Below are 19,308 nucleotides of genomic sequence, written 5' to 3'. Positions count from 1 at the left end.
ATTATGATGGGGCAACAAATGTTGTCCTTTTTCTTACCATGACTTTAATCTTATAAACAGAAGCCAGAATAAAAATATAGGCCGTCATTGTGAAAAATATCCTTTCAATTCAATCTCATGTTGTTTTTGGTCACGCTGGCAACAGCGCTGCGGAATTCCCTATGCGTCGGATGGGGGTAAACGTATGGCCGTTGAATACAGTACAGTTTTCAAATCACACCCAATATGCTCAATGGAAAGGGTGTGTTATGCCAGCTAACCATCTTACAGAAATCGTTCAGGGCATAGAAGAAATTGAACAGCTCAAATCTTGCCATGCAGTACTGAGTGGATATATCGGTTCAGCGGAGCAAGGGGGCCATATTATCGATATAGTAAAACGGGTAAAAGCGGTGAATCCTGATGCTTGGTATTTCTGTGATCCCGTTATGGGCCACCCAGAAAAAGGTTGTATTGTTGTGCCTGGGGTGGCTGAATTTTTGTGTAAAGATGCCCTTCCTGTAAGTGATATCATTGCGCCAAATTTGCTGGAGCTTGAAACACTCAGTATGCAGAAAGTGACTAATGTAGAACAGGCTGTTATGGCTGCTCGAACACTATGTGATAAAGGGCCGGATATTGTACTGGTTAAACACCTTAGTCGCGCTGGTTATCAGACTGATCGTTTTGAAATGCTATTAGTGACTAAAGAACATAGCTGGCATGTAAGTCGGCCTTTGGTGGATTTTGGCGAACGCCAGCCAGTTGGTGTTGGTGATTTAACCAGCGGCTTGTTATTGGTTAATCTATTAAAAGGCGAGTCTTTACAAACTGCTCTCGAACATGTCGCTGCTGCGGTTTATGAAGTGATGGTAACAACCAAAGATATGGGCGAATACGAATTACAAATTGTGGCTGCTCAGGACAGAATGGTGGCACCTGGTCATAAATTCTGTGCGACACAATTAGATTAAACAATTAGATTAAGATATTTAACCGTTCCACCGATGTCATGTGGAACGGTTCTTTTATCCGTAAATCAAATTAACCCTTCAGCTTTCAGTGCATCACGAACATTTGGACGTTCTGCAATCCTCTCTTGATAAGCTTTAAGATGAATCAGATCAGATAGATCCAATTGCACTAAAGGTGCCCAATTACTGAGAGTGAATAAGTAAGCGTCAGCAACAGTAAAATGCTCCCCGGCAATGTATGGCTGTTTTGCTAATACTTCATCGATATACTTGAATCTTCTAAGTAGATTATTAATAGCAACAGGACGATAATTTTCTGGTGTTCCTGGTAAAAACAGAGGGGAAAATCCTTTATGGATTTCACTGGAAATATGACTAAGCCATTCAAGTTGATGATATCGTTCCATCGTTCCGGCTGGTGCAATTAATTTTTTGTCCGGTTTCTGGTCGGCAATATATTGGACAATAACAGCTCCTTCGGTGAGGATCTCATTGTTATCTAGCAGGAGAGTTGGTATCTGGCCTTTTGGATTGATTGCGAAAAAATTGTCGCCGTTCTCCGTTTTTTTAGTTTTCAGATCAACTTTAATCACGCTGAAATCAAGTCCTGCTTCACGAAGTATGATGTGGGGTGATAGAGAACAAGCTCCAGGTTGGTAATAAAGTTTCATGTATAGCTCCTTAAAAATTTTCGGTAATATACCCGTTATCTTTCAAGTTGCTTCTTTGTTGGCTGCACTCACTCACCCCGGTCACATAGTTCTCTATGCTCCCGGGGATTCGCTCCCTTGCCGCCGCGATGCATCTTGAAATCCATAGGGTATAGATATAATAGGACAAAGGAACTCAGTAAGGCATTGTCATAGCCTTGATACATACTACCACGGCATATGGAAATATACCCGTCATCTTTCAAGTTGCCTCTTTGTTGGCTGCACTCGCTCACCCCGGTCACATCGTTATCTATGCTCCCGGGGATTCACTCCCTTGCCGTCGCGATGCATCTTGAAATTCATAGGGTATATGTTATAGCAAATTAATGATTGAATAGATATCCGGTGGTCTGATCATATCGTGATGAGTGCTTTCTTATACTGTTATATAGCATATTTTACAACTGATGATATTATACGGAATAAATAATAGAGATTATTGATAGTTGCAAAAATTCATTTTATATTGATTATAATATAATTAATATATTATTTTTTCTAAATGATTTGTAATCATAGGAAAATAAATTGAATTTATTTGTAAAATCACTAAAATAGACCATGCATTGCCTATAGTTTCTTGTAAAAATATCTTTTTTATTCTCTTCATTAAAGTTTTCGACTAACTCATTGTAAATATTATTAATTGCTCTGATTTGTCCATTAAGCTTATTGACTGAATTGTTTATATTTCTAAGGCTAAATGAAACATCTGATATGTTTAAAGTGATTTCTTCCATCAATAAAGAGAGTTTATATATTTGTTTTTTATCTTCTCCATCGGGAATATTCTTTAATAATTGTTGTATTTTTATATGTGTTTTTTCTGCAAAACTTTTCTTGCTTTCAAAATAAATTTGAGATATTTCAAATGGTTGTGGTAATTTCGAGATGAAATTTTCTAGCTTACTAAAATCTGATTCAATTTCTTTCAATGCATGATTGACTCTGGCAATATAACCATGGCCTAAATAGCCACTGCTAAGTGAACCTAAATAGGTTGTTGCTTTGTGTATATTTTTAATAATTCTATCAATATCTTGTTCATCGGAATTATATGCATATTCATAATCCTCCAATGCTGATGGCCAGTGATATAATGATCCACTAAATTCATTCCAAGAAGCTGCAATTTCTTGGGATAGATCATGATTTTTCAGGCATTCTGGCAATTTTATATTGGTAATTGATTTAAACATATTGGATATAATTAAAAAATCATTTTTCATTTTATGCACCTTGCTAAAATAATAAATGTCACTAAATTGTATAAAAGCATGAAATATAATATTAAACCTAAAAGATTAAAATGATAATAAAAATAAAATATTGAAATAGAAATATTGTACTGATAATCGATTTTATGAAATTAAGTTGTTGATTATATTAAAGGACATATTACTGATTAGTGCAAGGAAACAAGATGATATTTTTTATTTCGGTAAAACAATTATAAGGTAATATCGTTTAACTCTTTAATTACAAAGGTTTTAATAATTCTTTCCAATTGTTTTTTATATTTTGATTTAAAATTAATTTTTACCTATTAGTGATGATTTAATGAAGTGATTAATCTATTTATTTTATTGATAAATAAAAGGCCCGAAAAACAGGCTCTTCGGGCCTTGGCCTTATGAATTAAAAGTTACTGATTATTAATCAGATTATTTCAATTCCAGTTCATTCATTGCGGCAATGCTGAAACCACCGTCAACATGCAGGATTTCACCGGTAATACCGCCGGACAGATCCGAGCACAAGAATGCCGCAGCGTTACCAACATCTTCAGTTGTTACAGTGCGGCGAATTGGGTTAACGGATTCACAGTGAGCCAGCATTTTACGGAAATCTTTGATGCCAGACGCAGCCAAAGTACGGATAGGCCCGGCAGAGATACCGTTAACACGAATACCTTCAGCGCCCATGGCGTTAGCCATATAACGGACGTTAGCTTCCAGAGATGCTTTTGCCAGACCCATTACATTATAGTTAGGGATTGAGCGCTCTGCTCCCAGGTAGGTGAGAGTCAGTAAAGCAGAATTTGGGTTCAGCATTTCACGGCAAGTTTTTGCCATAGCAACAAAGCTGTAAGAGCTGATGTCGTGCGCGATTCTAAAGCCTTCGCGGGTAACGGAACTGACATAGTTACCATCCAGTTGATCAGCAGGTGCAAAGCCAATGGAGTGAACAAAACCATCGAATTTCGGCCAAATTTTGCTCAGTTCGGTGAACAGGACTTCAATGCTTTCGTCTTCAGCTACATCGCAAGGCAGAACGATAGTAGAATTTAGGGAAGCAGCAAATTCTTCAACACGAGGTTTCAACTTGTCATTTTGATAAGTGAAAGCCAGCTCAGCTCCCTGGTCATGCATTGCTTTTGCAACGCCATAAGCGATGGAGAGTTTACTGGCGACGCCAGTGATCAGAATGCGCTTGCCGGTCATAAAACCCATAACAGTATCCTTGTGTGATAACGCCGGTAATGATATTCATGGATTAAAATTGCTCACAGAGACAATATCAATATGACGTTTTATTGTTAATAAACCCAGTAATTCTATCACGCTAGAGAGAAATATGCTGTATTTTGCGTTCTGCTCCGAGCAGTGATTATCGTTTTCTATATGTTAAGGAATATCCTGCCGCCAGGCATCAGCGGTGAGTGCTTCACCAAAATGGCTAGCGATTAAACGGCGGGTCATATCGTGCAGAGGGGAAGCCAACACTTCTGCTGTATTTCCCCGCTCAACAACTTCCCCTTGATGCATGACCAGCACCTGATCGCTGATATGTTTCATCATGCCAAGATGCTGGGTGACATAGAGGTAAGAAATACCTTGTTTTTCCTGTAATTCCAACATCAGATTAATGATTTGAGATCGCATAGACATATCGAGTGATGCTAATGCCTCATCAGCAATAATAATCTGAGGTTGTAATATCAATGCGCGCGCCAGTGCTACCCGCTGTTTCTGGCCTGAGGCTAACATATGTGGATAATAATTGGCATGGTCCGGTAGCAGGCCAACTTGTCGCAATGTCTGGTTGATCCGTTTTTCCCGCTCCATTGTATTAAGCGCTGTATTAAGCAGAAGGGGAATATCAAGAATTTGACCAATACGCTGACGAGGATTTAGCGACGTACTTGGGTCCTGAAATATCATACGAATGCGTTGGCTACGATAACTGTAATCACCGTAAGTGAGTTTATGGCCTTCGATCATGATTTCGCCGGAAGTTGGCTCGATGACGCCTGAAAGCATTTTTGCCAGTGTTGATTTTCCAGAACCGTTTTCACCAATAATCGCCAGCGTCTGTTTAGCTTTTAAGGTAAAACTAACGGGTTTTACCGCATTGAGATGTTGACGGTGAAAAAAACCTGTTCGATAACGAAAAGTTTTAGCCAAGTTCCTGACTTCTAGCAGAGTGTTAATCAATTACTGTTCCTCCAGATTCAGTGGAAAGTGGCAGGCAAAAGCGTGGTTTTTAATCACCCGCAACCGTGGTGTTTCAATACACGTTTTTTGCGCATAAGGGCAACGTGGACCTAAACGGCAGCCGATGGGTAAGTGCTCAAGGGATGGAATAGCGCCTGATAAGGTGTTTAACCTGCTTTTATGGGGCAAAGAGCTACTAAAATCAGGGATAGCGCGGCTTAACGCTTGTGTGTAAGGGTGGTGTGGTATTACCAATAATTCATCGGGAACGGCGCTTTCGACCGTTTGACCACAGTACAGAACATTAATGCGATCCACCAATTTGCTCATGACTTGCAAGTCATGACTTATCAGTAAAATGGTGGTGTTGTTGTTCTGATTCAATCGTGCTAACAGACGGAAAATCTGAGCTTGTGTGGTCGGTTCCATCGCATTGGTTGGTTCATCTGCAATCAGCAGGCGTGGTTGGTTAGCCAATGCGATAGCAATCATGACCTTTTGGCACTCTCCCTCCGTTAACTCGTAAGGGAAGCTATTCATAATGTCTTTATGATCTTTAATTCCCACACGGTGGAGTAATTCAATAGCCCGGCGTTTTCGCCATTTGAAACGTTGCCACCAACGGCCTTTGTATGTCCAGCAGGGAATGGCTTGAATGAGTTGACGACCAATATTTTCAGAAGGATCAAGACAGGATTGTGGCTCCTGAAAAATCATTGAGATATTGTGGCCGATCACTTTTCGGCGCTGACGTGGAGTCAGACGGAGCAGGTCAATATCATCGAAGCGAAAACGGTCAGCCGTCACTTTGAGATTATCTTTAGTGACTCCGCTTATTGCTTTGGCAATCAAGCTCTTACCTGAGCCGGATTCACCAACCAGACCACGTATTTCGCCTTCTGTCAGTGACATACTGACGCGATCAACCGCTTTAACTGGCCCTTTGGCAGTCATAAATTCAATAGTAAGATTGCGAATGTCGAGTAATGGCATTATTCCACCCCGGAATTGATTGCTCGGTGTAATCCATCACCTAATAAATTGACTAACAAGACACAGAACATAATTACCGCGCCGGGCAACATAACGGTCCAGGGCGCAACATAGATTAGCTCCAGTGAATCGCCCAACATGGCTCCCCATTCTGGTGAGGGAAGTTGGGCGCCAAGATCAAGAAAACCAAGTGAAGCGATATCAAGTATGGCGATAGAAAGGGCGCGTGTTAGCTCGTTGACCAAGGCGGCGGTAATGTTTGGTAATACGGCATACCATAGAATGTGGTAATTAGAGGCGCCATCCAGGCGAGCGGCAATAACATATTCTTTATCTAGCTCATCGTGAACGGCGCTGTAAACTGTGCGAACGATACGTGGCAATAGCGCCAACCAAATAGCGATTATTGCATGCTGCAAACTGGCACCCACGAAGGCGACGACAATGATTGCCAGCAATAGTGATGGGATAGAGAGTAATGTATCGAGAATATGATTGAGCACCGCGGATTTCAGTCCTCGTGTCATGCCTGCCAGACAGCCAATAATCAGACCACATAAAGCGGCTGCTAAAGTGACTAACAGCGCTGAACCAAATGTAGAGGCCGTACCTATTAGTAATCGGCTGAGAATGTCGCGTCCAAGATCGTCGGTACCTAGAAAAAATGCGATATTACCGTGATATGACCATGAAGGTGGCAGCAACTGATGACCAAGAAATTGTTGATCGAGCTTATAGGGGGCCAGATAGCTACCAAACAGACTTAGGGCGATCAGAATCAGCACCCCATAAAACCCCATCATTGCCAACATATCAGAATAGAAAAAGCGCCAGATGACCTTTATCGGTGACGGCATTTTCTTTTCACGATAAAAATTATCTAAGGGCATACCATTCCTTATGCTTCAGAGGGTTAGCCATTGCGCCAATAATATCAGACAGAACATTGACAAAAATCACCAGTGTGCCAATCACCATAACACTGGCAGAAATGGCGGAATAATCTTGCTGACGAATGGCACTGACCAACCAATGACCAAGTCCCGGCCAGTTAAATACGAGTTCTGTCATCATTGCCAGTGTCAGCATGGTGGAAAATTGTAATCCTAGTTTCGGAATGATAGGGGGCAACGCATTGTGTAATACATGACGACGGATAATTGTCAGCCTTGATAAACCACGGGTTGCGGCGGCTTTAATATAGTTTTCACCAAAAACTTCTTCTGTGCTGTTCCTCATCAACCGGATAACTTCGGTTGTCGGTGCAACGGCGAGTGTAATAACGGGTAGCAGCAAGTGTTGCATGGCACTAATGATCATCTCATTACGATAGGGTGATTTTGATAACCAGGCATCAATTAATGAGAAACCTGTCACAGGTTCAATCTGATATAGCAGATTAAAGCGCCCGGAGACGGGTAGCCAGCCGAGATAAAGAGAGAAAAATAGAGTCAGTAATAATGCTAGCCAAAAAATCGGGATGGAAAATCCGACTAAAGCAATGGAGATGATAACAGTATCCGCGGGTTTGTTACGCCATACTCCCGCAATAATTCCGAGTGGGATACCGACTAGTAAGGCGGTAGAAAAAGCCAGAATACAGAGCTCCATTGTAGCGGGGAACACTTCCCGTAGTTGTCCGCTGATAAGTTCACCATTAATGCTGGATACGCCAAAATCCCATAGTAATAAGCTGTTGAAATAGAATATATAAGCATCAAATAGGGATGCCCCGCTGAGTGGAGCATTGGGGGTAAAGTAACTTAGGCTAAAGCTTATCAGTGACAGGAAAAACAGGGTAATAATCAGCAATAGCAGACGACGGAGAGTGTAAATAATCATTTGTCACCCTTCTGATTCATTCGATTAGTCTCTTTTTCCCGATAAACGCCAGCGAAAGAGGTATTACCAAATGGGCTGAGTACCAGCCCTTTAATATCATGACGGTAGGCTTGTAAATGCAGAGAATAGGCTAATGGTAATATAGGTAATTGCTGCTCAAGGACTTGTTGAGCCGCATGATAATACTTAATTCTGGATAATAATTGCTGGTTAATCAAAGCTTCCCGCAAAATTTTATCAAATGTTGGCTCACACCAATGGCTGAAATTTGTTTGTGAAGCGATAGCAGCACAACTTAACAGTGGACGGAAAAAACTGTCTGGGTCATTACTGTCAGTTGACCAACCTGATAATGTCATATCGTGAGATTTATCCATCAGTTTGGTTTCCTGAAAGCGGCCCTCAACAGGTTTGATACTCATGGTAATACCAACTTGTGCTAAATCGGCCTGAATCAGTTCTGCCATTTTGAGTGGACTTGGATTATATGATTGAGAGGCGGAAGGTACCCATAAGCTCAATTGCAAGCCATTTAATCCGAGGTCATTAAGCATTTTGCGTGATTTTTCTGGGTTGTATTCCGTAATTTCAGTTTGATTATCATAAGCCCATGACGCCCGAGGTAAAATTGATGAGGCTGTTTCCGCCGTACCATAATAGATGGATTGCATCAGCCGTTGGTTATTAATAGCGTAAGCAATGGCTTGCCGAACCTGTAGCTTATCAAGAGGTGGTTTGCTGGTATTGAAAGCCAGATAAGCGATATTCATTCCTGGGCGTAAAGTCAGACGCAGGCGAGGATCATCTCGTAAAACGGTAAGCTGACTGGCAGCGGGATACGCTAATACATCACATTCACCGGTTAAAAGTTTAGACATCCTGCCGGTGCCGCCGGCGCCGACGTCAATAACTATTTGGCGCATTTGTGGTTTGCCTTTCCAGTATTTATCATGACGAACCAGACGGATAAATTGTCTGGTCCGATGATCTTCCAACATAAACGGGCCTGTGCCGACAGGTTTCCAGTCAATTTGTTCATGGCGATTCATTTGATGCAATTGTTGCCCATATTCTTGTGAAAGTATTGGGGCATAGTGGGTTGCCAAATGCCAAAGAAAAGAAGCATCTGGTTCGTTCAAGCGAAACTCCACCGTATATTCATTAAGTTTACGGATACTTTGAATAGAATCGGCCAGTTGGAGGCTGTCAAAATAGGGGTAATGCCCGCCATTGACGTTGTGATAATAGTGTTGCTTATCAAACAGACGCTTAAAGCTGAAAATGACGTCATCAGCATTCATGTTACGGGTCGGAGTAAACCAGTCTGTTGATTGAAATGAGACATTATGGCGCAAATAAAAACGGTAGGTAGCACCGTTATCCAGTATTTCCCAATGGGAGGCTAATTCAGGAAGTAAACGATAAGTATAAGGGTCAACATCTAGTAGACGCTCATAGAGTTGTGCTGCCAGTGTATCGACAGTTAAGCCGCTGCTAGCCAGTTGGGGATTAAAGGTATTCAGGTTGCCATTAACGCAATAAATAAGCCCTTGTTGCTGAATGTCAGCCGGAACGTGGGGATTTTTTTCAGGCGTAGCTATTGTTTCTGCAATAGCAGGAGCTGAAAGGGATAATATGATCCAATAAATCAAACTGCGCATATAAGGCATCTGTTATTAATTAGAATTGACACATTGTATCTCAATTCGCGCTTGAGCCCAAAAAAACGCTGCGGGGATGATAATGAGAAAAATTCTCAACAAAGTGCTTTACAAAACGTATTGATAACCATTATCATCTGTATCGCACTTCCGGGGAACAGTTTTTGTATCTCAGGAAAGGCACGACATTGCTCACATTGCTTCCAGTGTTTTTTAGCCAGCTCGGGTGCTGGCTTTTTTTTATCTGTAATCCGGATCACTTATCGCCGACGTTGATATCATGTTTCTTCATTAAGCCTCGTAATTGATAATAGGTCAGTCGTAGTTTCTCTGCTGCTTTTCTTTGGTTAAATCTGCTCTCTTTTAATGATAGCGCTATTAATTGTCGTTCGCTGTCATGTTGCCACTGTTTCAAATTAACGGGCAGTGAAGGCAGAAGTTGTGAAGATAAATCATTATTATCATCAACATTGGCTATAAAATGTGGTGTGGAGGCGAATGGGTTAATAATAATATTATCAAGTTGAGCAGAATTTTCGCCGTGACGATAAACTGATCGTTCCACAACATTTTTCAGTTCACGAATATTACCGGGCCACGTGTAATCCTGTAACTGTTGTCTTGCCTGGTCAGTGAACCCGGGAAATAGTGGTAAATCAAGTTCGCGGCACATCTGAATAGCAAAATGCTGCGCTAACAACATGATATCCTGCTGTCTTTGCCGCAATGGTGGGATTTTAACCACATCGAAAGCCAGCCTATCGAGCAAATCAGCGCGGAATTGCCCCTTAGCTGCCATTGCGGGCAGACTCTCATTGGTCGCGCATATCAGTCGAGCGTCAACTTGTAATGATTGGCTGCCGCCAACGCGTTCAAGATGCCCATATTCAATGACACGCAATAGCTTTTCTTGAACTTGCATTGGTGCGGTTGCCAATTCATCAAGAAATAGCGTTCCTCCATCAGCACGTTCAAATCTTCCTTGGTGCCTCTTTTGTGCACCGGTAAATGCGCCAGCTTCATGACCAAATAACTCTGAATCCAATAAATTTTCATTCAGAGCCGCGCAGTTTAGGGAGATAAATGGGCCTTGCCAGCGGGGAGATAAATAATGCAAACGGCGGGCAATCAGCTCTTTACCGGTTCCGCGTTCCCCAATAACGATAACCGGTTTGTTTAATTTTGCCAGCGCGGATACCTGTTCCAGAATTTCAATAAAGCTGTTTGCTTCACCCAATAGGTTTTCTGTGGCGTCATTCATGGTTATTTTCACCGATAATTGGTTATTTTAGCCACTTTATTACGTTGTGATAAAAAGTTAAATAAAAAAATTTCTTTATATTTCATGAAAATAAAGTAAATGAAAAGTTGGCACGACTCTTGATAGATAAAAGTGACATGAATAGTATTAACCAACCTTAACCAAAGAGGATAATTTGTTATGGGTATTTTCTCTCGTTTTGCTGATATCGTGAATGCCAATATCTCTTCATTACTGGATAAAGCGGAAGATCCGCAGAAAATGATTCGTCTAATGATTCAGGAAATGGAAGACACTTTAGTTGAAATTCGCTCAACTTCCGCCCGTGCTCTGGCAGAGAAAAAGCAGTTATCTCGCCGCATTACCGCAGGTGAACAACAAATGCACGACTGGCAGGAAAAAGCGGAACTGGCGTTGAATAAAGAGAGAGAAGATTTGGCACGGGCAGCCCTGCTTGAAAAACAGAAAGTGGCTGCTTTAGTGGATACATTGAAACATGAATTGACCATACTGGAAGAGACACTTGAGCGAATGAAAGGGGAGATTGTTGAGCTTGAAAACAAACTTAGCGAAACCCGAGTAAGACAACAGGCATTGGCTTTGCGTCATCAGGCGGCCGCCTCTTCCCGACAGGTTCGTCATCAGCTAGACAGCGGTAAAATTGATCAGGCAATGGCTCGCTTCGAACAATTTGAACGCCGTATCGATCATATGGAAGCGGAAGCAGAAGCCGTGGGCATGGGAAAACAAAAATCGCTGGATCAACAGTTTGCTGAATTAAAAGCAGACGATGAAATCAGTGCGCAGTTAGCGGCAATGAAGGCTAAAATAAATGCTAATAAAGAACAACATTAAGTGTTGGCGCACTCAACTAACCATTTAAGGAAAAGTGATGGGCTCTATATTTCTTGGCATTCCGCTGACTATTTTTGTACTTTTTGTGTTACCCATCTGGTTGTGGTTGCATTATAACAACCGGAATTCAAACCAAAGTCAGTTAGATCAGAATGAAATTCAGCGTCTGGCAGAGCGTGTACAACATATGCAGGCACGAATCAAAACATTGGAAGATATTCTGGATGCGGAACATCCTGATTGGAGGCAATCATAATGTCGAATGGTAACCGCCGGAAACTGTATCGAATACCTGAGAAGGGCAAAATTAAAGGTGTTTGTGCTGGGTTGGCCTATTATTTTGATGTACCAGTACGTTTGATTCGTGTCATCGCGGTATTGTCACTCTTTTTTGGCCTGTTTGGTTTTGTGGTTGTTGCTTATATTGTACTGGTTTTCGTCCTTGATCCGGCACCCACGGGTTATACCGAAGAGGCCCATTTTTCAGTACAAAACTTGCTGAATGAAATCGATTATCAATTGAAATCGGGAGAGATTCGTCTGCGCCAAATGGAGCGTTATATCACCTCAGAAACGTTCAGCGTTCGCAGTCGTTTCAGGCAGCTTTGATAGCAAAAATTACCTATGGCTCGGCTGATACAAAAAAATTGTTGTAATACTTATCTCAGGAGAGACATGAAACGGCTACAAAATGAATTAACTGCGTTGGTGAATCGTGGGATGGATCGCCATTTACGGTTAGCTGTAACAGGATTAAGTCGTAGTGGTAAAACAGCGTTTATCACATCTTTGGTTAATCAGTTACTTAACCTCCATAGCGGTGCCCGGTTGCCGCTATTTTCTGCTGTGCGTGACGGTCGCTTGTTGGGTGTAAAACGGGTTCCTCAACGTGATTTGGGCGTTCCTCGTTTTACTTATGATGAAGGGTTGACCTCACTTTACAGCACACCGCCAGCCTGGCCGACTCCGACGCGGGGTGTCAGTGAAATCCGTCTGGCACTTCGTTACCGTTCTGGGGATTCTCTGCTGCGCCATTTTAAAGAAACTGCCACGTTATATCTGGAAATTGTGGATTATCCCGGCGAATGGCTGTTGGATCTACCGATGTTGGCGCAAAGTTATTTAACATGGTCACATCAGATGAATAGCTTATTGCAGGGACAAAGAGCTGCATGGGCAAAACCTTGGTTGGAACTTTGTAAACAGTGCGATCCACTGGCACCCGCAGATGAGAATCTGTTGGCTGCTATTGCTCATGCCTATACGGAATATTTGGTTAAATGCAAAGAGCACGGTTTACATTTTATTCAGCCGGGGAGATTTGTTCTGCCCGGTGATATGATGGGTGCTCCGGCTTTACAATTTTTCCCGTGGCCGGATATCAACAATATCACTGAGTCACGATTTGCTCAGGCAGATAGACACACGAATATCGGTATGCTGCGTCAGCGCTTTGAATATTACTGCCAGTCGGTGGTGAAAGGGTTTTATAAAGCGCATTTTCTACGTTTTGATCGACAGATTGTGTTGATAGATTGTTTACAGCCATTAAACCGTGGACCACAAGCATTTAATGATATGCGTTTGGCGCTGACACAATTAATGCAAAGTTTTCATTATGGTAAACGAACGCTCTTCCGCCGCCTGTTTTCCCCTTGCATTGATAAATTAATGTTTGCTGCCAGTAAAGCCGATCACATTACCGCAGATCAGCATGCTAATTTGGTTTCTTTACTCCAGCAATTGATTCAGGAAGCCAGACAAAATGCGGTTTTTGAAGGTATCAGCATGGATTGTGTTGGCCTGGCATCGGTACGAGCGACAGAAAGTGGCGTGATTGAACACAATGGTGAAAGTATTCCGGCGTTGAAAGGATATCGGCTTACAGATGGTAAACCGCTGACATTTTTTCCCGGAGAGGTGCCACGGCGTTTACCTGAGGATAACTTCTGGCAAAAACAGGGTTTCTCTTTCGAAGAGTTTAGCCCTTGTCCGGTAAATGTGGATACACCATTGCCTCATATCCGGTTGGATACCGTGCTGGAATTTTTAGTGGGAGATAAAGTGAAATGACGGAGCCCTTGAAGCCAAGAATTGACTTTACAGAATCCTTATCGGGGCCACAAGAGCCGGTTTTAAAGCCTGCTCAGATCTTTAATGAAAAAGACACAGCAAATTTTTGTCCTGCTTCACTGGAACTTGAGGCTGAAGAACGCGAAGGTCAGGTAGAAGGGATAGTTAATGCAGCACTGAAACCTAAGCGTAGTTGCTGGCGTAGAATGGTATATGGTTCTCTGATGTTATTGGGGGTGAGTGCTGTTGCTCAGTTTGTGCAGTGGATTTATCAATCATGGCAGCAACAGGATTGGAGCGCATTAGGTGTAGCGGCAGCCGGGGGCATGATTGTCTTTGCGGGAATAGGTTCTCTTGTCAATGAGTGGCATCGTCTTTATCGGCTAAGAATGCGGTCTGAGGAACGCGATACTGCGAGAGCGTTATTGCAGCATCATGGCGTGGGTAAAGGGCGGGAATTTTGTGAGAAGTTGGCAAGTCAGGCGGGTATCGAACAGCATAACCCGGCGTTACAGCGCTGGCGAGCCGCTTTACATGATACACATAACGATCGTGAATTGGTGGTGTTGTACAGTAAATGGGTTCAACCTGTTTTGGACTCTCAAGTCAAGGCTGAAATCAGCCGCTGTGCTGCGGAATCGGCATTAATGATAGCAGTTAGCCCGTTGGCCATTGTCGATATGGCATTTATTGCCTGGCGTAATATCCGGCTAATTAATCGTATTGCAGCTCTATATGGTATTGAACTGGGATATTTCAGTCGTATTCGGCTCTTCCGCCTTGTTCTGCTGAATATTGTTTTTTCTGGTGCTTCAGAAGTGGTGCGGGAAGTGGGTATGGATTGGTTATCGCAGGATATCGCTGCGCGTCTTTCTGTCAGAGCCGCTCAAGGGATCGGTGTAGGTTTACTGACTGCCCGGTTGGGTATTAAAGCGATGGAATTATGTAGGCCATTACCTTGGATAGAAGGTGATAAACCCAAATTAGGAGATTTCCGTCGTCAGCTAATCACTCAACTTAAGAATATCCTACCAAATAAGTCTAAGAATATAGTTAATTAAATGATATATACTTTAATTCTATATGAACGCACAAAATATCCAGATAACGACAATATTTTACGTTATTTTATTAGTTTGTTTTATAATCAATCTTAGAGTTTGTTTATTTTAGTGAAAGTTTCAAATACTGTGTTATACCCAATGGATTTCAAGATGCATCGCGACGGCAAAGGAGCGAATCCCCGGGAGCATAGATAACTATGTGACCGGGGTGAGTGAGTGCAGCCAACAAAGAGGCAACTTGAAAGATAACGGGTATATTTGCGACATTAAAAAACCGGAGTCTGGTCAATTTTTACTGACAGAACGCTTCATATGAATAATTGTAGAGAGTAGTATTTTAAAAAATTATATGTATTAGTGTAAATAAGGTCAAAACAGATGCGCTTAGAAGTTGCTTGCCATGATCGAATTGGGCTGACCCGTGAACTGCTCGATCTACTGGTATTAGAGAATATTGATTTAAAAGGGATAGAAATATCTCAAATCGGCCGGATTTACCTTAATTTTTCACAAGTTGATTTCAATGTATTTCGTAAATTGATGGCAGAAATTCGCCGTATTAATGGTGTTATTGATGTTCGTACCGTCTCTTTTATGCCTTCAGAAAGAGAACACAAAGCGATGTGTGCCCTGTTGGAATCCTTGCCTGAGCCTGTTTTTTCAGTTGATCTGAAAGGAAATATTGAGCTTGCTAACTCCGCGGTGTTTAAGCTGTTTGGTGTTAGTGAGGAACAAACTTATCAAAAACCTATCGGGCAGTTTATCAGCGGTTATAACTTTTCGCGCTGGTTTGAAAATAAAAATATCCAGCAACGTGTGGAAAGGATAACTCTCAAAGGTCTGGACTACCTGATGGATATTACTCCTATTCAGCTGATTGATGAAAAGCAGAAAATGCAATGTGTTGGCACAGTGATTATGCTCAAATCTGCTGCTCGAATAGGGAATCAACTGAAAAAACTGACTGTCAATGATGGTAGTGAATTTAAGGCGATTATCGCTGTTAGCCCAAAAATGACTCAGCTTATTGAACAGGCTCGTAAAATGGCGATGCTGGATGCGCCACTGTTGCTGATTGGTGAAACAGGAACTGGCAAAGACATTTTGGCAAAAGCCTGTCATTTGCACAGCTTACGCGGAAAACAGCCCTTTTTGGGGTTGAACTGCGCATCGATGCCGGATGATGTAGTAGAAAGTGAACTGTTTGGCTATGCTGCCGGCGCTTATCCGAATGCGATTGAAGGAAAGAAAGGTTTCTTCGAGCAGGCTAATGGCGGCACTGTTTTACTGGATGAAATTGGCGAAATGTCGCCACAGATGCAAATTAAGCTGCTGCGTTTTCTTAATGACGGTACTTTCCGCCGAGTAGGGGAAGAAAATGAAGTCAAAGTGAATGTCAGAGTTATCTGTGCTACACAAAAAAATCTGGTTGAATTGGTGCAGCGAGGGGAATTTCGCGAAGATCTCTATTATCGTCTTAATGTGTTGGCGATTACCCTCCCGCCGTTGCGTGATCGTAAAGCAGATATTATGCCGCTGGTGGAGTATTTTATTGAGCGTTTTTCTGAAGAACAGGGAGTACTGAAACCGAAATTGTCCCCTGAACTTCCCCACTTTCTGACGAGTTACAGTTGGCCCGGTAACGTAAGGCAGTTACAAAATGCCATCTATCGGGCGCTGACTCAGCTTGAAAATATGGAGCTGACGCCGCGGGATATACAACTGCCAGAGTTTGAAACAGAGGTTTCTTTTAGTGAAGATGTGTTCAATGGTTCTCTGGATGAAATCAGTAAACGTTTTGAACGTTCGGTGTTAACGCGTCTTTATCGGCACTATCCCAGTACGCGTAAACTGGCTAAACGTCTTGGGGTATCGCATACTGCGATTGCCAATAAATTGAGAGAATATGGTCTGAGTAGCAGGAAGCATGCTACCGAATATGAGCCGGATGGTGATGAATAAAATAATGCCCACCGGAAGTGGGCATTATATCCCGTCATCTTTCAAGTTGCCTCTTTGTTGGCTGCACTCGCTCACCCCGGTCTCATAGTTTGCTATGCTCCCGGGGATTCACTCCTTTGCCGTCGCGATCCATCTTGAAATCCATAGGGTATAAATCATGGGATTTATTTCAGTGCGGCCAGTGCGCTATCGTAATTTGGCTCATTAGTAATTTCATCAACCAGTTGGCTATAAATCACGTTATCGCTTTCATCAAGCACAATGACTGCACGGGCTGTGAGACCGCTCAGAGGACTACCGCTGATGGCAACGCCATAATCTTCACTGAAAGTACCGCCACGTAGGGTAGACAGCGTGACGACATTTGATAACCCTTCCGCGCCACAGAAACGGGACTGAGCAAAAGGCAGGTCGGCAGAAATGCACAGTACGACGGTATTTTCCAAATCATTCGCTACCTGATTAAATTTACGTACTGATGCCGCACAAACACCGGTATCGATACTTGGGAAAATATTCAGCACCTTACTTTTTCCGGCATAGTGGCTAAGAGAGACATCGGAGAGATCTTTGGCTGTCAGAGTAAAATCTTTCGCTTTTTCCCCTGATTTTGGGAACTGGCCGCTTACGGCGATATCATTGCCTTGAAATTTTACTGTTTGTGTCATAGCTTTCTTCCTCTGATAAATGAACCACGATTGCCCAGTGTAGAAGAATATTCAGTTCTTGCCCATCAAAAATAGTGTTTGTGAGAGTAAAATTGTCTGATTGTGTCATTCTGACAATGGCTTATAATTTAGTAATGGGATATCTATTTTATAACAGGGCAGATTATTACCTTATGCGCTATTTCAATCTGATTTCTTGTGCACTACTTATCAATAGTTTTCTTATTATCAATAGTTCTCTTATCACCGTTTCTGCTTTTGCTGCGGAAGTTCCTCCTGGCACTCAGCTTAATGACAAACAGGAACTGGTTCGTCACCTAAAAGACGAACCGGCATCCTTAGACCCGATTAATGCTGTGGGTTTGACAGAGGCGCAAGTTCAGCGTGATCTGTTTGAAGGTCTGGTGAATCAGGATGCGTATGGCAATGCTATTCCCGGTGTCGCAACAGCGTGGAAAACCGCGGACAACAAAACGTGGTTTTTTACCTTGCGTTCTGATGCCCGTTGGTCAAACGGCGAACCCGTTACCGCGACAGATTTTGTGTATAGTTGGCAGCGGTTGGTCACTCCAGCTAATACGTCATCTTTTGCTTGGTTTGCCGCACTAGCGGGTATTGAAAATGCTCAGGAAATTATTGACGGTAAACTGCTACCAGCAAAACTGGGTGTTGAGGCCATTGATAAGCACACATTAAAGGTGACATTAAACCGGCCTGTACCTTATTTTCCCAACCTGACTGCGAATTTCAGTCTCTATCCGGTAAATAAGAAAACAGTAGAAAAATATGGGAAAGAGTGGATAAAAGTTGGTCATTTGGTGGGGAATGGTGCTTTCAAATTACATGATCGAATTGTTAATGAAAAAATCGTTCTGACACCAAACCCTTATTACTGGGATCATAAAAAAACCGTCCTGACCAAAGTCACATTCGTACCAATTAATCAGGAATCGCACGCGACTAAACGCTATCTGGCGGATGATTTGGATATTACCGAATCCTTCCCGAAAAATATGTATAAAAAATTGCAGCATGAATTACCTGGACAAGTCTATACGCCGGATCAGTTGGGGACCTATTATTACGCTTTTAACACCCAACGTGCGCCAACGAATGATGCCAGAGTGCGTAAAGCGCTTTCTATGACAATTGACCGTAAAATTATTGCGGAAAAAGTCTTGGCGACAGGGGAGAAACCTGCCTGGCATTTTACGCCGGATGTGACCGCGGGTTTCCATCCAGTGATCAGTGACATGGAACAACATACGCAAGCAGAATTGGACCAACAGGCTAAAGTTTTGTTACAAGCGGCTGGTTACGGGCCGAACAATCCATTGAAACTTTCTCTGCTCTATAATAATTCTGAAAACCACCAGAAAATTGCGATTGCTATTGCCTCTATGTGGAAGAAAAAACTGGGGGTGCAAGTAAGTTTGATGAATCAGGAATGGAAAACTTATATTGATAGCCGTAACACGGGTAATTTTGATGTTATTCGTGCATCTTGGGTGGGTGATTATAACGAGCCATCTACATTTCTAAGCCTGCTAACGTCAACGCATAGTGGCAATATTGCTAAATTCCATCAGGCAAATTACGACAAACTGCTACAATCTGCTAGTTTGCGAACAGATGATGGCTTAAGAAACGATGACTACAACAAAGCGGAGCAAATGATTGCTGAACAGGCGCCTATTGCACCGATTTATCAGTACACTAACGGCAGGTTGATAAAACCTTGGTTGAAAGGATATCCGATCACCAATCCAGAAGACGTGGCATATAGTCATACTATGTACATAATTAAGCATTAAGGGTAAGGAGCT

At 42.4% G+C, this 19,308-nt stretch carries 19 protein-coding genes; 8 read left to right on the top strand and 11 right to left on the bottom strand.

Annotated features, from left to right (window positions below; all coding sequences use genetic code 11):
• Nucleotides 1–89 precede the first annotated feature (89 nt).
• Nucleotides 90–953: a pyridoxal kinase PdxY gene (gene pdxY / locus ACGF49_RS05365; RefSeq protein ID WP_113043931.1), complete on the top strand. Its 864-nt coding sequence runs from the start codon at nucleotides 90–92 to the stop codon at nucleotides 951–953.
• Between the two features lie 65 nt (nucleotides 954–1,018).
• On the opposite strand, the gene gstA is transcribed toward pdxY, so the two are convergent.
• From gstA to pspF, 10 genes are all read right to left on the bottom strand, one after another.
• Nucleotides 1,019–1,624: a glutathione transferase GstA gene (gene gstA, locus ACGF49_RS05360; RefSeq protein ID WP_113043930.1), complete on the bottom strand. Its 606-nt coding sequence runs from the start codon at nucleotides 1,622–1,624 to the stop codon at nucleotides 1,019–1,021.
• A 10-nt stretch (nucleotides 1,625–1,634) separates the two neighbouring features.
• Nucleotides 1,635–1,793, bottom strand: a complete 159-nt coding sequence (locus tag ACGF49_RS05355; RefSeq protein ID WP_158536610.1) for a hypothetical protein — start codon at nucleotides 1,791–1,793, stop codon at nucleotides 1,635–1,637.
• A 343-nt stretch (nucleotides 1,794–2,136) separates the two neighbouring features.
• Nucleotides 2,137–2,895, bottom strand: coding sequence for a hypothetical protein (locus tag ACGF49_RS05350; RefSeq protein ID WP_113043929.1), 759 nt, complete (start codon nucleotides 2,893–2,895; stop codon nucleotides 2,137–2,139).
• 435 nt (nucleotides 2,896–3,330) lie between these two features.
• A complete protein-coding gene (gene fabI, locus ACGF49_RS05345) occupies nucleotides 3,331–4,119 on the bottom strand; it encodes an enoyl-ACP reductase FabI (protein ID WP_011146814.1) in 789 nt (262 codons plus the stop codon).
• 174 nt (nucleotides 4,120–4,293) lie between these two features.
• Nucleotides 4,294–5,103 (bottom strand): putrescine export ABC transporter ATP-binding protein SapF, encoded by an 810-nt coding sequence (sapF, locus tag ACGF49_RS05340; protein WP_113043928.1) that lies wholly within the window; start codon nucleotides 5,101–5,103, stop codon nucleotides 4,294–4,296.
• Nucleotides 5,104–6,096, bottom strand: coding sequence for a putrescine export ABC transporter ATP-binding protein SapD (sapD, locus tag ACGF49_RS05335; protein WP_113043927.1), 993 nt, complete (start codon nucleotides 6,094–6,096; stop codon nucleotides 5,104–5,106). It abuts the gene before it with no gap.
• On the bottom strand, nucleotides 6,096–6,986 hold the full coding sequence (gene sapC / locus ACGF49_RS05330; RefSeq protein WP_113043926.1) for a putrescine export ABC transporter permease SapC: 891 nt from the start codon (nucleotides 6,984–6,986) through the stop codon (nucleotides 6,096–6,098). The genes sapD and sapC overlap by 1 nt, the downstream gene beginning before the upstream one ends.
• Nucleotides 6,973–7,938 (bottom strand): putrescine export ABC transporter permease SapB, encoded by a 966-nt coding sequence (gene sapB / locus ACGF49_RS05325; protein WP_112875793.1) that lies wholly within the window; start codon nucleotides 7,936–7,938, stop codon nucleotides 6,973–6,975. Before sapB ends, sapC begins: the two co-directional genes overlap by 14 nt.
• Nucleotides 7,935–9,599, bottom strand: a complete 1,665-nt coding sequence (gene sapA, locus ACGF49_RS05320) for an ABC transporter substrate-binding protein SapA (protein WP_228901941.1) — start codon at nucleotides 9,597–9,599, stop codon at nucleotides 7,935–7,937. Before sapA ends, sapB begins: the two co-directional genes overlap by 4 nt.
• Before the next feature lie 256 nt (nucleotides 9,600–9,855).
• Nucleotides 9,856–10,860, bottom strand: coding sequence for a phage shock protein operon transcriptional activator (gene pspF, locus ACGF49_RS05315; protein ID WP_113043924.1), 1,005 nt, complete (start codon nucleotides 10,858–10,860; stop codon nucleotides 9,856–9,858).
• Between the two features lie 180 nt (nucleotides 10,861–11,040).
• Between pspF and pspA the strand changes: the two genes are divergently transcribed.
• The 6 genes from pspA (at nucleotide 11,041) to tyrR (ending at nucleotide 16,814) form a co-directional block, all read left to right on the top strand.
• Nucleotides 11,041–11,715 (top strand): phage shock protein PspA, encoded by a 675-nt coding sequence (gene pspA / locus ACGF49_RS05310; protein ID WP_228901936.1) that lies wholly within the window; start codon nucleotides 11,041–11,043, stop codon nucleotides 11,713–11,715.
• A 37-nt stretch (nucleotides 11,716–11,752) separates the two neighbouring features.
• Nucleotides 11,753–11,971, top strand: a complete 219-nt coding sequence (gene pspB, locus ACGF49_RS05305; RefSeq protein ID WP_113043922.1) for an envelope stress response membrane protein PspB — start codon at nucleotides 11,753–11,755, stop codon at nucleotides 11,969–11,971.
• Nucleotides 11,971–12,324, top strand: coding sequence for an envelope stress response membrane protein PspC (pspC, locus tag ACGF49_RS05300; RefSeq protein WP_113043921.1), 354 nt, complete (start codon nucleotides 11,971–11,973; stop codon nucleotides 12,322–12,324). The genes pspB and pspC overlap by 1 nt, the downstream gene beginning before the upstream one ends.
• A gap of 66 nt (nucleotides 12,325–12,390) precedes the next feature.
• The gene (locus ACGF49_RS05295; protein WP_113043920.1) at nucleotides 12,391–13,788 is read left to right on the top strand and encodes a YcjX family protein; all 1,398 of its coding nucleotides are present in this window, start codon (nucleotides 12,391–12,393) and stop codon (nucleotides 13,786–13,788) included.
• On the top strand, nucleotides 13,785–14,849 hold the full coding sequence (locus tag ACGF49_RS05290) for a YcjF family protein (RefSeq protein WP_228901934.1): 1,065 nt from the start codon (nucleotides 13,785–13,787) through the stop codon (nucleotides 14,847–14,849). Before ACGF49_RS05295 ends, ACGF49_RS05290 begins: the two co-directional genes overlap by 4 nt.
• Before the next feature lie 381 nt (nucleotides 14,850–15,230).
• On the top strand, nucleotides 15,231–16,814 hold the full coding sequence (gene tyrR, locus ACGF49_RS05285) for a transcriptional regulator TyrR (RefSeq protein ID WP_113043918.1): 1,584 nt from the start codon (nucleotides 15,231–15,233) through the stop codon (nucleotides 16,812–16,814).
• 164 nt (nucleotides 16,815–16,978) lie between these two features.
• Here tyrR and tpx read toward each other — a convergent pair whose 3' ends face one another.
• Nucleotides 16,979–17,482 (bottom strand): thiol peroxidase, encoded by a 504-nt coding sequence (tpx, locus tag ACGF49_RS05280; protein WP_113043917.1) that lies wholly within the window; start codon nucleotides 17,480–17,482, stop codon nucleotides 16,979–16,981.
• A gap of 173 nt (nucleotides 17,483–17,655) precedes the next feature.
• Here tpx and ACGF49_RS05275 point away from each other — a divergent pair, with 173 nt between their 5' ends.
• Nucleotides 17,656–19,296: an ABC transporter substrate-binding protein gene (locus ACGF49_RS05275; RefSeq protein ID WP_113043916.1), complete on the top strand. Its 1,641-nt coding sequence runs from the start codon at nucleotides 17,656–17,658 to the stop codon at nucleotides 19,294–19,296.
• The last annotated feature ends 12 nt before the right edge of the window (nucleotides 19,297–19,308 follow it).

The sequence above is a fragment of the Photorhabdus sp. RM96S genome (assembly GCF_042879335.1).
Lineage (GTDB): Bacteria > Pseudomonadota > Gammaproteobacteria > Enterobacterales > Enterobacteriaceae > Photorhabdus > Photorhabdus kayaii.
The sequence above is the reverse complement of the archived record's forward strand: the minus strand, read 5'-3'. Positions and strand labels throughout refer to the sequence as shown.